This is a genomic window from Emticicia sp. (genome assembly GCF_043780375.1).
In the GTDB taxonomy this organism is placed as follows: Bacteria; Bacteroidota; Bacteroidia; order Cytophagales; family Spirosomataceae; genus Emticicia.
In genome coordinates this window covers 1-15,489 of the sequence record NZ_JAYWCU010000206.1, presented here as the reverse complement: position 1 = coordinate 15,489, position 15,489 = coordinate 1, and the positions used below count along the sequence as shown (strand labels likewise).

Sequence of the window (15,489 nt, the reverse complement as noted above, 5' to 3'; positions counted from 1 at the left end):
GTAGATTCGTCGGCACCAGTACCTACATTTTGTACATATCGTAGAAAAGAAAATTGTGGCGAGCCATCAGACTGCTTTCCCAAACTGATTTTATTTGGCAAATAATAATAAGAATTTGGCTCAAAAATATCAGGGAAGAGTATTAATTCTCCTGCTTCTACTTGCTTATCAAGCAGTATATTTTGGGCTGATAGGTTTTGTACAAAACCTATCAGTATGGCATAAAAAATATTTTTTTTCATAGCTAAAAACTTTATTATCTGCGAATTATCCCCAAAACCTCTTTGAATTTATCTAAAACTGCTCCACCTGGACTATCTGGCTTTAATATCATTTTTCCTGCCTCAACGGCTTTACCAAATATTTCGGAGGTTACATCACGTAACTGCTCAGGAATAACGGCATATACATAATCTGATGTTTCAGGAGTCCAGTCAAGAGCCAATTTACCTTTTTCTTTGTGGTCAAAAACTAAGCGATAAGCGTAGCCTTTAGTATCTCTATCCAAAAAAATCATGTCTTTAACCAATGGATTTCCTGCAGCTACACTTAGCGGAATATTGGTTTCTGTTTCCTTACCAAATTTCATGTATCGAAGCTGCAAAGTTGCTCTTACAATATTCGATGTTTTCAATTCTTCGGGGCTTGCTTCAAACTCAATTGTTCGGGGTTTTACGGGCGGAGCAAGGCTCACACCTTCCCATTGTCCTTTTATCCATGGAGAGTCGGTAGGGTAAATATTCCCTCCTTTTAAGCTCCATTGTGCTTGATATTCGTAGGTATCGGGGTCTTTATCTTCTCCACGAGCATAAGTCATGGTGGCTTTTACCCCTTTCTTTTTTAAGTAATCTCTGTCAATCGTTACTCTTTCCGAAAAAGCATTGCCCGAGGCTCTTTTCTTTCTTACGTTGACCGTAACGTAGTTTACTTCTTTGCCAAACATATCTTCGGCTTCAATGTCAAGTATCATATTAATGTCTCGGTGTTGAAAAAATGGGTCATTCAAATTAACTGATGCCACACAAGCGGGGTTGCTTTTTACGCCATCATACCAAGAAGCCAAGTTTTCGGTCAGTGTCATGTCTTCAGTCGTCGGAATCCGCAGCCTTAAATTATACGTTTCATCTTTTGTTTGGGTGCGTTTTTCAAATTTTGTACGATTGACATGATATTCATACAAATCTTCTGGTGGTGTATATTTTGGGTCATCTGTTTTTTCTTTTGATGCTTGTGGTGGTGCCATTTGCTTATCAGAAATAGATTGCATGAAATAATCCATGAAAGTTGCAATCACTTTTTGAGCAGTCGGGTCGTCGGGCTTGAGGTTATCAATAAGGATTTCTACGGCTTTTGTTTCTTTGAGTTTTGCCACCAAACTATCTTTTTCGGTATCGGTTATAATGTCATCTTTCAAGCTATTATATTTTGGCATTGTGCCATCGTCAACATCGCTGTGTTTATAATCTCTTGTATATTTTTGGTACAATTCTTCTATTTTCTCCCAGTGAACCGTAATTCTTCCGTTTACTGCTGGTGTGAGTACATCGTATCGAAAACGTAAGTCGAGCGAAACGTCAGTAATTGAGCGGTTTTTCTCGAAAGTGGCTGCCAACAATTGAGCTCCATTTTTTTCTAAGCGAGTAGCCACTGCAATTTTTGAACCTGGCAAAAGCGGTGCTCGACCCGTAGTAACAATGGTTGGTGCAAAGCCTTTATCGCTCAAAACTGCCGAAATGATTCGGAAAGATTCGGGTGTGTCTGAACGCAACGAAGCGGGTCCCATCAATTTGGGAGTAGCCACCCCAGCAAACGGTGAACCGGATGCTTTACCTAAATCTTTGACTTTGGCTACTAATTTTGTTTGAGCTTCAGTCATTTGAGCATCCGTAAGTCCCCATTCCATCAAAAAGTGCATCAGAGCACCTTGTACACCACCAGCATCGGCACGTTGTTCGGTAGTATATTTTAAGAATAAAAACTCAGGAACACCATCGTCTCGTTTTGACAAGCGGAGATTGGTTGGCAAATAATAATATTCGCCCGTAAAACCATTATCAAGAGTTTTGGCACGCCCATACATCGTTACTTGGATTCCACCATCAAGGGCAACCGTAACTTTATTTTGAGAGTCAAGCACTTGAGCATTGATGCCCAAAGTACCCAAAACAAAAAGTGATAAAACACAAAAAATAACTTTTGTCATAGCTATCGGAGGTTTATTTGATTATTTTTTTATTTTTATTTTCTGCTTTTTTTCTTGAAAATCCCTTTAATTAATCGCTCACGAATAAATGAACCATTTACTTTTTTTCCTGCATTTTGTACTATTTCGACTTTATAATTTTTTACTAAAACCTTATAAAATTTATTCGGCGTATTTGAGCGGTGCATCGGAATAAACTCTTTCGCTTCCACCTTCCAACCTGTAAGGAAATTGACTGCTTCAAGGCAAAAATCAGTACAGTTATAGGTTCTGGTATTGAAAGGTTTGGCTTCATCAATGAGTTTTTTTATGTAATCTTTCAATATAAAATCTTGAAATGGACTTGTTTTTATTCTCAAAATTCCATCGGATAAATAGCCTTGTCGGTGTGGCAGACCTTTTTCAATCAATGATTCAATCGTAATTGACTGCTCTGACGAACTCCTAGGCAACAAATTATATTCGGGTGGAAGGGTTCGCAAAATTGTCATTTTACTGTCTTCTTTGGGCCACAAATCAAAATAGGTCAGTCTTTGAGTTTTTAAGGTATCATATCTACTAACTATCTGACTATCAACTATTTTTTCGTAATGTAAAATTTCGTAATTATCTAATGCTATGGCTGTGTGACCAGTTTTTCCTTTAAAAGTTGCGTAGGTAATGACATAAACATCAGCATAAGTTCTACTAAAAATTAGCCAAGAAAATATGCTTAATATGAAACTTTTCATCGGACACATTGTGGAAAAGTAATGACGTAACTAAATAAATCGCACAGGTTCAGACTGATATTCCAATTGTCAGTTTGATTCATGGTTTTATAGCGAAACTTAAAAACCAAATCAATGTCTTCAACCGATTTTGGATTTTTGATTGCCTTGCTTATAGCTTTGGTATCTTCCCCATTAAACTTAAACGAAAGTGCTAATTTTCCACCTGACGTATTCGGTACATTGCCCGTTGAAGACATAGTTTTCTTTAGAATTTGGGAAATCTGTTTGGTGCCTGTTATCTCAAAACCTACTGACTCTACCATCAAAGCACCCATTAGTGTAGCCGTGCTATCTTGATTGAAAAGCTCATTTTGGACTCTACCTTCCTGTTCGGCATTCAATCCCCAAGTCAGTAAAAAATTCATAATTCCACCCTCTATGTCGCTATTATCATCTTTTTTATATGTTAAAAATGAAAATTCGGGTGATCCATTTTTCTCAGAAACATGCAGATTTGCTGGCAAATAATAGTATGGATGAAAACTTGAATTATCGCTGTATGTAGGCAAAACAACTATCTTTTGTCTTTTTAGGGTCATTTCAAAGCGGTTATCGCTCGTAACTACCTGAGAAAAGGTTTTTTTTGTTATGACAAAGCATAAAAAAATGATAATTGTGTAATTAGTTTTCATGTGTATTATAATGAAATTTACGAACCACGATTTGCAAATTTTTCACTGCTATAAGCACTAACTATTTTCGCTATAAACAACTGATTATCAAATATTAAAACTTTATATCAATCCAAAATCCTACTTGGGTATTTCATCCAAGAAAATCAATCCGTACTTATCTTTACCTTTTGTGTTTTTTTGTGAACCGTCTTTATTGAACCACGTAATGCTGTAATCAACGTCTTCAATATTATTGGGTAGCGTTATTTCAAATCTTTTATCGGCTAAATTTTCATTCATTTTGATTGTAAGGCGTTGTTGTTTTCTTTGCGAAAAAAACGGATAATCAATCTGAATAGAAATTGCTCTGATACCTTGTTTGTCTAATAATTTTAAGTCGCCATCCAAACCGATAGTTTTTCTGGTAAAAGGCGTGTAAAGATTTATCATGGCTGCCGACTCTGATTTCCAGGTGGTTTCGAGGCTTCCACCTCCTTGAAATTGCCAAATGGTCTTGTAATTATATTTGAGCCAAGCCAATCTATCATCATCGCCTTGATAGCCATAAACCATTGCTAAGGGCATCCTTGATTTTCGTAAACTATCTTTTGTAGCTTTTGTCAAAATCATACTGCGGAGCGTTTGCTGACCATTTTGGTGCTTTTTGTCCATCACCACAGTTACGCTATTGACCATACTTGTAAACTCTTTATCCAAATCTCCATCTAAACCAATCATCACTTCTCGTTGCTGAAAAGTTGGGTCATACATGGCTATATCTCTAAAATATTGTGGATTATTACCATATTCTTTGTACAAATTTCCAATATTTGACGACACAAAATGCGTGCGACTAACTGTACTTCTGCCTTTAAAATTCAAATGGCTTTTGCCTTCACTTCGCATTTCTTTGAGTTGATAACCTACATTTATTCCAAATCCTGTGGTGTTTCGACTACCCAATGCTCCATTTGGACCAATGAGCGACCCAATTGCATCCATCAAACCTCCTTGCTGGTTAGCAGGAACAGTTTCAGGGCGAACCGGGCTGAACATCAGGTTTAATAATTTATCATAAACGGTTTGCACCAAACCTTCCATTTGTTCACTATTTCCATTCGATTTTAGTTTTACTGCACCATTTCTAACAAGTTCGTCAAAGCCTAATTCGACATCGGCACTGACAAAATAAATTGAGCCACCTGCCTTAAATGACTGGCTTTTTTTGACCTCTGCCCAATCAACATCTATTTCGGCATCGTATGATTCTGTTAGTCCCGAAAAGCCTAATTCAAAAACTAATGAAATATCTGGTGTTGCCATTTTGAAACTTTCGAGCAATAATTTCGAGGCTTCGGGCTTGAGTTCAAACGTCATTGCTATTCGGCTTCCTTCCAAAATTGGTGCTTCGCCAGTTGTCAATATTTTTCGTTGAGGTTTTGAAGTATCGGCTTTAATGATTGAAGAAATCAAAGCATAGCGACCTTTATCAAAAACCAGCGACCCTCTGAGCTTCACTTTATCATTTTTAAGTCTTTTTTGCAAGATGTTTTCTGCTTCTTTTATCATTACATCAGGCGTTTCGTACAAAACCAAAAAATTAACAATTCCACCCCCATCTGCTTCTGTGATAGCATTTGTACCTGTTTTGTCTTTGGGTTTATTCAAAACGTATCTCAAAAAAGAAAACTGTGGTAATTGATTTTCATCCATTGCCAAGCGAGCATTTGGAGGTAAATAAACATAGCTCAACGAATCGGTATGTAAAGGAAAACACCAAAGACCTGCCACTCTCGTACCTCTATCAACCAAAACTTGTTGGGCATAAATGCTTTGTCCAAAAAGAAAGATAAAGATGAGAAATAGGATGGTTTTCATGATTTTTGGTTAGAAACAAAGCTTTGAATCGTGAACAGTGGGTAAAAAGTAAGAACCAACAATTGTAAATTATTCAATTAATAGCCATGGGTGGTATCAGGAGCAAATAATCGTCTGTGATTTCGGTAACATCTTTTTTCAGTTCTCTGCCTTTCGAGTCATACCATGTAATCTGATATGCCACAGTTTGATTGGGGTCATAGTAGAGCGTAACTTTCGAGGTACTCATCACGTCATTCGCTCGAAGCGTAATCGTTTTTTGTACTTGTGGTTTTCCTGCAAGCATCACCAAAAATCGAACGGTTGCCGAAAGTTGTTTGGTTTCTTTATATAAACTTCGGTCAGCATCAACTTCAATTACTTTTCTACTAAAAGGCGGAGTTAGGGCAATAGCAGAAGATTTTGATTTTTTCCAAGCATTTTCACCAACAGGATCTTTTACACTTAAATTATTGCCTTTTAAACTCCAACTTACTCGGTATTCGTAATCTAACCAGTCGGATGTTTGCGAACCCAATCTTGGATAATTGATTAGCTGTAGGTCTCCCCCTTTTTCAATATCGCTACGCTTAAAAACCAAATCTTTGGTCGCATCAGGCTGGCTTCCGCCATAAACTTTGCGAAAACTAACAGTTACGAAATTGAAAATATCTTTAAATGATTCCGAAAACTCTCCATCTACCTGAAAATTAACATCACGTTTTTGAAAATCAGGGTCATCTAAATTGACCGTTTTAAAGTAACGATTATCACTGGTAATCGACGATAAAGAATCATATACAACACTCAAGTTTCCTGATGTAAAAAATGGCACTTTTATTGACGTCATTTGACTCAAATTCAAGTAAAACTTATTTACTCGAATGTCTTCTCTTTTCTTCAAAACATACTGATGGTCAGTATAATAGGGTGTATCTTGAGCTCCGCCAAAAGTTTGGCTAAACCATCCTCTTTCTTGTCGTCCTTTTAGTTGGTCTTGCTCTACTGCTGCTTCACGAGAAGGCTCTTTAGACCAACCATTTTGAGCATCAAACATCAATTCTATCAACTTGTCAGTAACCATTTGCAAAATTCCTTGCATGGCTTTAGAGTCAACACCCAAAGCAGCTGATTGGTCAAAAACTTCAATTTTTAGTAATTGTTCACGCAATAAATTATCAGAAATTTTACGCATTTGGTCTTTTGTAAAACCCTCTTGGTCATTTTGAATTTTGCTATAATGGTTATAAATCACAGAGGTTTCGGCAGTAATTGTGGCATTATAGGCTTGCGTGGCTGCTTCATAATAGCCGCTCAATGTAACCGAAACATCAGAAGTATTTCCTTGAAGTGAGTTAAATAGCAATGTTGCTCCTTCTTGCGTCAAACGAGCAGAAATGGCGGCTTTTGAACCTGGCAAAAGTGGTGCATGACCAGAGGTTACAATATTTTTGGTAAAAGCATCTTTACCGCTTGTATTTGTCAAAATGGAAGAAACTACTTTAAAAGCACCAGGAGCTGCTTCACCATCTTTCATGGTTTGTTGCAATGGCACAGGACCTGCAATACGAGCTTTGGCATTGCCTGTTTTCTCTTGCAAATCTTTTTCTAAATCAGTTACAAATTGGGCAGGAAGCGTAAATTCTACCAAAGCATGAAAAAGCCCACCATTGGTTTCTGCTCCGCCTTGACCAATATATTTCATACACAAAAATTCATAGCTCCCATCTTCTTTGCGAGCCAATCGAGGATATTGAGGTAGGTAATAATAGTTGCTTGGATTTTCTTTTTCTTGAAGAAATTGTACACCTTTGACTAAGACCATTCCTTCATTGTATTTGACAATTGCAAATACAGAATGGCATAATACTCCCAATAAGAGAGTTGTAAAAATTGGTTTCATGTGATATGCTATTTTGTTGTAAAGTGATAGAAATTGAGTCGTTTTTGCAAGTTTCAAAGACAAAACCTATACGAAAATTTACTGAGCGGTTGCAGATAAGGTAAATATACCTAATAGCTTAAAGTAAATTTACTTGAAAAAAGAACAGTATACTTTTTGACCCTTCGTCAATATATTTTTACATTATTTAGCATCTTTTTCTTAATCCAGATAGTCTATACATTACGCCATTAAGTATCTATATATGCGTACATTATTACTTATTGTGGTTTTCAAACAATTTGATGATGTACTATTAACTTTTTTTTTATTAAATTTGAATTCAATTATTCAACTCAATATAAAATGCAAGATAAATCAACAACCAGAAGGAATTTCATTAAAAGTTCGGCCATTGCTGCCAGTGGTTTTTTCATTGTTCCACGACATGTATTAGGCAAAGGCTTTATTGCTCCGAGCGATAAATTGAATATCGCCGCTATTGGTGCAGGTGGTAAAGGCTCATCAGACATTGCCAACGCCTACAATAATGGTATAAACAATGTCGTAGCCCTTTGCGATGTAGATTTTGCCCGAGCTAAGGGAAGCATCGACAAATTTCCTAATGCCAAACGCTACAAAGATTTTCGAGTTATGCTCGAAGAAATGAAAGGCGATATTGATGCCGTAACTATTTCTACGCCTGACCACCAACATGCTGTAGCGGCAATGGCAGCGATGCAAATGGGCAAGCACGTTTATGTACAAAAACCACTTACACATGACATATATGAAGCTCGTACCCTGACAGAGGGTGCAAGAAAAAGTAAAGTTGTCACCCAAATGGGAAACCAGGGTTCATCAAACCCAACGCAAAAAATCATGATGGATTGGTTGGATAAAGGTCTTATTGGCAAAGTAAGCGATGTGCATATTTGGACAAATCGTCCTGTTTGGCCTCAAGGAGCTCCAGTACCAACTGACAAGCCACCTTTAATAGAATCAATGACCCCTAAAGATTGGGAATTGTGGGTAGGAACTGCTCAATGGGCCGACTATCACCCACTTTATCACCCATTCAAATGGCGTGGTTGGTGGAATTTCGGTACAGGGGCTTTAGGCGATATGGGTTGCCACTTGATTGATCCTGCTTTCAGAGTTTTAGGTTTGGGCTATCCAACCGAGGTAGAATGTAGTGTTGGACAAGTATTCCTGAAAGATTGGCAAGCTGAATATAATCCAGAAGGTTGCCCACCATCTTCGAGCGTTCAGTTGAAATTCCCAGCTACAAAGCGTAATAATTCGCCAGTAACGATGTATTGGTCAGATGGCGGAATTAGACCTTTCCACCCAGAATGGATTCCTGCCAATGAGCCACTTGCCGAAGCAGATAGTAGCAATGGTGTACTAATGATTGGTACAAAAGGTGTGATGACCTGCGGAACTTATGGAAATACACCAAAAATTTATCTGAAAAATGGCGAAAAGATAGATACGCCAAAAGCAGACCCTAATTTCAAATCTCTGCCAGAACACGGACACCAAGCATCGTGGGCAGAAGCCTGTAAAGCAGGTTTTGGAAGTGCGGCTCACAAAGCATTATCTTCATCATTTGATTACTCTGGGCCATTAACAGAAACAGTTATCATGGGAAACTTAGCGATTCGTAGTTATATGTTAAGAAAATCGAATGGTAAAAATGGCTTTAATTATGATGGTCGCAAAAAACTTCTTTGGGATGGTCCAAATATGCAAATAACCAATTTCGACGAAGCAAATCAATTTGTGAAACGTCAATACCGTGAAGGCTGGAAGTTAGTTTAATATTAGTCCTTAGTTCTGAGTTGAAAAACAACTCAGAACTAAGTATTTCATAATTTACTCATCAGTTCAAAATCTCTAACTTTAGTCAAATACATATAATCCAATAAAAGAGCATTGGTATTATTGATGAGTCGGTGTCCTTCTATGAATGGAACTACGTGAGTCGTTATTCGCTCAAATTCGTAGTCAGTACCCATTTCTTTATTATTCATGGCAGCAATTTCTTCGTCTGACATTTCAATTTCGCATCCGTACAAATAAATTGCTTCATCGCTTGTACCAGTTGCAGGAAAAGTTCTTTTACCCGATAAATCTATTAACTGATTTTCCGAAATTTCTAAGCCCGTTTCTTCTCTTACCTCTTGAACCGCAATAGCGAGCGGAGTCATTGTACCATCAACCATTCCGGCAGGATGCTCATAGGTAAATCCACCTTCGGCAATTCTGCGTTGTTTTACCAAAAGTAAAAATTTTTCTTTAGTAGTTTTATTAATAAGGCAAATCATAACACATACAACTTCGCCTTTCAGAAAACAAATTGGTGGAATTTTATCGCCTTCTGGGGTTTCGGCATCAAGCATTAACAACGAAAAAAGCACCTCACCATTATAACGTCGGCGAGTATAATGCTCATCTATCTTGTTTATTTTCAGCCCATTGGCTATTAAATTTTTCTTCCAAAGTTTAAATTTGTGAGCGTCTTCAAGTTTTTCTTGCATAAATATGAAAGTATAAATTTAGTAGTAGTTCATCGGCATTATTTTCCGCCATTTTTGTTAACTCATTGGCAATCTTTATGTTTTTGTAAAGAGAATTATACTTAATCATTTACTGCAATAAACCTGCACTCCATTGCAAAGAGTAAATAGTTTTATAGTATTTGGTTTTCAATTCAACTAATTTTTCTAAGGCTTCTAATGATTTATTTTCTCGACTATTGATTAAAAACAGTGAACTTTCGCCATTCAAAAGTTTGGTTTCTTCGGCACTGACTAATTGTTGATAGTTTTTATAATTATTGCTTTGCAAAGCAATCTGAGCTTTTAGGTTCAAAAACTCATTGTAATAGCTTTTTACTTTTAAAGCTATTTGTAGTTTTTTCTGACTTTGGTCGAGTGTTGTTTCTTCTATTTTCAGTTTAGCTTTTTTGTACTCACCTCGCCCCTGCGAAAGACGCAAAGGAACTTCCATTTTAAAACTATATTGAAAATTATTTTGAAATAAAGGACCCGCTGAAGCAGTTTCTAGTAAATTATAACCTTTGCTTAATTGATTGTATTTAAAATCTATTTTGGGCAATAGCTCTTGAAATTTTAGCTTTTTATCGATGCCTAAGACACCTAATTTATATTCATATAATCGCAAATCTGGATGGTTATTTTCTGCTAAATTTAGTAAATCTGTCAAAATCAGATTGAAATTGCTAATATTGGTTTCATTTTCCCAACCATCCGAAGGAATGACCGTTTCAGGTAAAAGATATGGTTCATTATTACTTTTCCATAAAAAAACCGAAAGTTGTAAACCAGCATTTTGAAATTCTACCCAATTTTGATTTTGTAGGTACTGAAAACTTTGTAACTGTGCCACCGCCTCAACGGTATCAATAGCTGCTCGTTCACCATTTATGAATGATTTCTTGACAAATTCTACCCTTTTTTGATTGACTTCGACACTGTTTTTGACAATAACGTAAGTCTGATATGCTTTCACCCAATTCCAGTAAGCCTCGGCAGTATTCATCAATAAATCATTAATAACGGCACGTTGCTCTACTTGTGCCATTGTATTAAAAATTTTGGCTTGCTGCAAAAACGCTCTTCGTTTATCAATCACTAAGTTTTTTGCCAAAGGAATACTTATACCCAAATAACTGGTTTTTCCGATAGTTTCAGAAGGGTCGTATCTATTTCCTGATAAATTTTCTAAACCTCCAACCAACTCTACACCGTACCAAGTTGGTATTTTTATTTCGGGTGAAGCATAACTATAATATTCTGTTCCACCAAAAGTTTTTCGAGCCACATAATTACTCAAAATTGGGTCAAATGCCGCACGAGCCACTGTTATATCGGCTTTTGATTTTTCAATTTCGATAGTTGTTTGCCTTACCACAGGATGAAACTGCCTTACCAATGCCAAAACCTGCTCGGCGTTTAGGGTTTTAACAGCCTCTTGAGAATGGCTATTAAATACAATAAGGGTGATTAAAAATATTAAAATCTGTTTTGTAAGCATGAGATTTATTTAGTTTTTACCTTGTCGCCCTCTTTCACAATCGGCTCTTTCAAAGTATAATAATCTGGTGGAAAACCATTGATATTTCGCCATAATTCGTACCAAATTGGCACATCCTTTAACAATGAAATACCAGAAGCCCCACTACCTATTTTTAATTGCGGTGGCCATTTTTTATCCTTTGTGTCTTCAGCAACCATAACTCTGAATAAGCCGTTTATACTAATATTATTCTCAAAAGCAACGATTTTACCGCCAAAAGTACCATAACTATTATTGGGCCAACCACTAAAAATAATTGCAGGAAAGCCATCAAACATGAATCGCACTTTTTGACCGACATTAATTAATGGTAAATCAACAGGGCGAACAAACATTTCGACGGCATAATTGACTCGAGTTGGTACAATGACCACGATGCGTTCGGCGTCTTTTATAATTTCGCCAATACCTGATTTTTTGGCCTGAATTATTTGTCCATCTTGTGGTGCAAGTATGATATACATTCCGTTTCGAATGGTATAATTGGTCACTTGGTTTTCTAATTTTGCTACATCGCCTTGCCCAGTTGCAATTTGGCTCATACTTTGAAACCTTTCGCCTTCGGCTTTACTTATTTTTTCGGTGTATTCTTGTTCAACGCTGTTTTGTTCGATTTTTACATTCGTTACTTCCTGTTGGGTTTGAGCCAATTTGTTTTCTACCATTATTTTCTTGGCAAGAGCATTCTGATAAGATAAATTGCGTTGTTGCAATTGGGTTTGCGAAACTAAGCCTTCATCAAACATTTTTTGCTGTCTGTCATATTGGTCTTTTGATAGATTCAATTCGTTATTTGCTGCTTGCAGCTCGGCACGCTCACCAGTCAGTTTATTATCTAATTGACGTAATTTATTATTTAATTGCTCTATTTTTAACTTTTTAGCATTGTTTAATGCTTCAATTTGTGAAACAGTTGTTGCAATTTTTCCTTGGTAATATATGATTGTTCCTTTTTTGGCTTCTACTTGTTGCTGTGTTCGACCAACTAAATTTGGGTCAAGATAATCTTCTTTAATTTCGGAGATTTGTAAGATTGTATCACCTTTCTTAACAAAATCACCTTCTTTTACCCACCATTTCATTATTTTTCCTGGAATTGGTGAGTTAATATCTTGCGGACGTTGCTCTTGGTACAAAGTCGTAATTGTACCTTTTGCCTTAACATTTTGTGTCCATGGCAAGAAAAGTATCACCACCAAAAACAGCGTGATGCCTGCAAACCAGTATCTTACTTTGCTTTGTCTATCGCTTCGATAAACATTGTCGAATGATTTTATTTTGTATTTCATAAGTCCTGCTCCCTTACTCTTGATGGGGGGAGTTTTTTTTCATTATTGACTCTTTTTCTTATACTAATTTACCATTTTCTAAACGAAAATGATAAGTACATTTTTTTGCAAATGCCTCATCGTTACTAATCACAATGATTGTTGTGTTTGAAATCTTATTGAGTAAATAATTGGTCATTATTTCTTTTTCCGTTTCTTCCAAACCTTGCCACGGCTCTTCCAAAAGCAATAAATTGGGTTCGTTGGCTAATGCCCTCAGCAATAACATCTTCTTAACAATTGTGCTTGGCAATTTCTTCCCTGTCGAATCAATTTCAGTTTCAAAACCCTTCTGTAGGGTGTCTAAATAGCTTTGAATACCCAGTTTTTCGGCAATTTTAGTAACTTTTTCGGGTGTAATCCCTTGTCGATTCAAACTTATGTTTTCCCAAACTGTCCCTTTAAAAATATCTTGTTGGTTTAGATAAACGCCCATTTTATTGCGTAAAGTTTCTAATTTGTAGTTTCCTATAGGAATATTGTTGAGAAGAATAGTACCCGAAAAATCACTAAAATTACCACTTATAACTCTCAACAAAGAAGATTTACCTGAGCCTTCATGCCCCGAAATACAAACTTTGCTATCAGCAGGAATCGTCAGATTAATATTATTAAGTGCTTTTTTGCCGTCAAGGTATTGAAAATTAAGGTCTGAAATTTTGATACTTATGCCATTATTTGAGGTATTTAATGCTAACGAACCTTCATTTTCTAAGGGAATTTCAGTAACTGAAGCCAATTTTTCCAAACCCGTAATCACATCGTAAACACTATCTATGCTACCGATTAATTTTTCTACGGCAGCAATCACACTCAGAATCACAATTTCTGCTGCGATAAAAGCACCAATGTTTAATTGTTGGCTCAATAATAAATATGTTCCAACGGTAAGCATTGTCGTCGTAATTGCTACCTTGAAAAAAACTAATGTTCTGTATTGAAGCAACAAAACATTGAAATGGGCTGTTCGTGCTTTGAGATAACCCAGCACATTTTTATCAGTTTTTTGTAAGTTCATGTGCGTACCTTGGCTAAACTTAAAAGATTTGATTACCCTCGCAATTTCCTCTAACCAAGCAACTACTTCATATTTATAAGCACTTTCTTCCAAACTTGTTGACAAACCTTTTATGCTGGTAATTCTTAAAATAAACCACAAAATAAAGAGCAGTAATAAGCCAAAAATAATGAAAATTGGATGATACACTGAGAGTAATATGAGTCCAAAAATGATTTGGATAGTTGCCGTAGGAATATCTAATAAGATTTTAGACAAGCCTTTTTGTACGTTAAGTGTATCAAAAAAACGATTGACTTTTTCGGGTAAATAAAAATTATCTACTTTCTTTAAATCGAAACGTGGTATAGTTTCGGCAAACTCAAAAGCGTAACGGGTAAAAATATTTTGTTGAATTTTCTCAATAATCTTCATTTGATTGATTTGCATGATACCCACCATTAGCACGCCTATAACCACCACTATAATTAAAAAATAAATAGAAGTAACCATTGATGCACCCAACACAAAACCAATGATTGCCTGCACGCCAATCGGCACACTCAATTGTACCAAGCCGCTCAATATCGCATAAAAGTAGATTGATGTAATTTCTTTTTTTTCGATATAAATTAAATTCCAGAGTCTTTTTAGTGGATTTGTTTTTTCCGCCATATTTTTCAAATTATTTTATTGCCGCAAAGATACAAATACTTATTTACAATAGTAATACTATTGTAAATAAGTATAAAATATTTAATTTAATATAATTACTATTTTTATTGTAACTTTTGCTAATTTTACAAAAAAATAATATGAGCATGGATTTTTACGTAACATTTAGAGTAAACGAAAAGATTTATTTGCGTGACCCTGAAAGCAGCGAATTAGGCAAACAAATAATAAAAAGTGCCATCGACCTTATTTATGAGCTTGGGTTTGAGCATTTTACCTTTAAAAAATTGGCTTTTGAGATAAAAACAACGGAAGCGACGATTTACCGATATTTTGAAAACAAACATCGCTTGCTTTTATATATTCTAAATTGGTATTGGTCTTACATGGAATTTTTGGTGATATTTCAATTACAAAATATCAAGCACACTAAAGCAAAACTGAAAACCATCATTCAATTACTGACACACGAGCTTCCAAAAAGTATGGGAAGACTCGATTATAATATGAAGTTTTTGAACCAAATAGTGATTGCCGAAAGCAGCAAAGTGTATTTGGTAAAGGAAGTAAATGAGATAAATAAAAATGAAGTTTTTAAGCCCTACAAAGATTTGTGTGCAAAAATTGCTGAGGTAATTATTGCGTATAATGCAAGCTATCAATACCCAAAATCATTGAGTAGCACACTCATAGAAGCAGCTCATCAGCAACAGTTTTTTAGTATTTCTCTGCCGAAACTCACCGATGTAAACCAAGAAAACAGCAAAGAATTTACTACTATTTTCTTGGAAGATTTGCTATTTAAAGTTTTGGGGTGAAGCCGTTGTCTGTGAGGATACAGACAACGACACAGAATTAAGGCTATCGGAGTTTGTTATTTTTGGAAACAACAAGCCCTTTTTTGAGTGCTTAGTTAGATATTTTCAAATAGTTTCCTTTTGATTTTTTCTTTAAATTTTTGTTACCACACAGGTTGATTTTTAATGATTAGATTTAGGTATGGAAGTACCTCCAGTTGCCTTTTTAGCAATGTATCAATGACAGAACGAATGACAC

The 15,489-nt window shown here is 36.0% G+C and carries 12 protein-coding genes; 2 read left to right on the top strand and 10 right to left on the bottom strand.

Annotation, left to right across the window (positions count from 1 at the left end):
- The 6 genes from ACH2CJ_RS16210 to ACH2CJ_RS16185 form a co-directional block, all read right to left on the bottom strand.
- A partial coding sequence (locus ACH2CJ_RS16210; protein ID WP_394993999.1) for a hypothetical protein occupies nucleotides 1-242 on the bottom strand: 242 nt, incomplete at its 3' end.
- Between the two features lie 14 nt (nucleotides 243-256).
- Nucleotides 257-2,203 carry a hypothetical protein gene (locus tag ACH2CJ_RS16205; protein WP_394993998.1) on the bottom strand — a complete coding sequence of 649 codons (1,947 nt, stop codon included), beginning with the start codon at nucleotides 2,201-2,203 and terminating at the stop codon, nucleotides 257-259.
- Between the two features lie 35 nt (nucleotides 2,204-2,238).
- Nucleotides 2,239-2,934 (bottom strand): hypothetical protein, encoded by a 696-nt coding sequence (locus ACH2CJ_RS16200; protein ID WP_394993997.1) that lies wholly within the window; start codon nucleotides 2,932-2,934, stop codon nucleotides 2,239-2,241.
- The gene (locus ACH2CJ_RS16195) at nucleotides 2,931-3,608 is read right to left on the bottom strand and encodes a hypothetical protein (RefSeq protein ID WP_394993996.1); all 678 of its coding nucleotides are present in this window, start codon (nucleotides 3,606-3,608) and stop codon (nucleotides 2,931-2,933) included. Before ACH2CJ_RS16195 ends, ACH2CJ_RS16200 begins: the two co-directional genes overlap by 4 nt.
- Before the next feature lie 120 nt (nucleotides 3,609-3,728).
- Nucleotides 3,729-5,468, bottom strand: a complete 1,740-nt coding sequence (locus tag ACH2CJ_RS16190; protein ID WP_394993995.1) for a hypothetical protein — start codon at nucleotides 5,466-5,468, stop codon at nucleotides 3,729-3,731.
- A gap of 73 nt (nucleotides 5,469-5,541) precedes the next feature.
- Nucleotides 5,542-7,350, bottom strand: a complete 1,809-nt coding sequence (locus ACH2CJ_RS16185; protein ID WP_394993994.1) for a hypothetical protein — start codon at nucleotides 7,348-7,350, stop codon at nucleotides 5,542-5,544.
- A gap of 345 nt (nucleotides 7,351-7,695) precedes the next feature.
- On the opposite strand from ACH2CJ_RS16185, the gene ACH2CJ_RS16180 reads away from it, so the two are divergent.
- Nucleotides 7,696-9,153 (top strand): Gfo/Idh/MocA family protein, encoded by a 1,458-nt coding sequence (locus ACH2CJ_RS16180; RefSeq protein ID WP_394993993.1) that lies wholly within the window; start codon nucleotides 7,696-7,698, stop codon nucleotides 9,151-9,153.
- A 47-nt stretch (nucleotides 9,154-9,200) separates the two neighbouring features.
- Here the strand turns inward: ACH2CJ_RS16180 and ACH2CJ_RS16175 are convergent, their stop codons facing one another.
- The 4 genes from ACH2CJ_RS16175 to ACH2CJ_RS16160 form a co-directional block, all read right to left on the bottom strand.
- Nucleotides 9,201-9,872: an NUDIX domain-containing protein gene (locus ACH2CJ_RS16175; protein WP_394993992.1), complete on the bottom strand. Its 672-nt coding sequence runs from the start codon at nucleotides 9,870-9,872 to the stop codon at nucleotides 9,201-9,203.
- Between the two features lie 109 nt (nucleotides 9,873-9,981).
- Nucleotides 9,982-11,391 (bottom strand): TolC family protein, encoded by a 1,410-nt coding sequence (locus ACH2CJ_RS16170; RefSeq protein ID WP_394993991.1) that lies wholly within the window; start codon nucleotides 11,389-11,391, stop codon nucleotides 9,982-9,984.
- A gap of 5 nt (nucleotides 11,392-11,396) precedes the next feature.
- Nucleotides 11,397-12,722 (bottom strand): HlyD family secretion protein, encoded by a 1,326-nt coding sequence (locus tag ACH2CJ_RS16165; RefSeq protein WP_394993990.1) that lies wholly within the window; start codon nucleotides 12,720-12,722, stop codon nucleotides 11,397-11,399.
- Nucleotides 12,723-12,780: 58 nt separating this feature from the next.
- Nucleotides 12,781-14,433, bottom strand: coding sequence for a peptidase domain-containing ABC transporter (locus ACH2CJ_RS16160; RefSeq protein ID WP_394993989.1), 1,653 nt, complete (start codon nucleotides 14,431-14,433; stop codon nucleotides 12,781-12,783).
- Nucleotides 14,434-14,579: 146 nt separating this feature from the next.
- Between ACH2CJ_RS16160 and ACH2CJ_RS16155 the strand changes: the two genes are divergently transcribed.
- Nucleotides 14,580-15,251: a TetR/AcrR family transcriptional regulator gene (locus ACH2CJ_RS16155; protein ID WP_394993988.1), complete on the top strand. Its 672-nt coding sequence runs from the start codon at nucleotides 14,580-14,582 to the stop codon at nucleotides 15,249-15,251.
- Nucleotides 15,252-15,489: the final 238 nt, after the last annotated feature.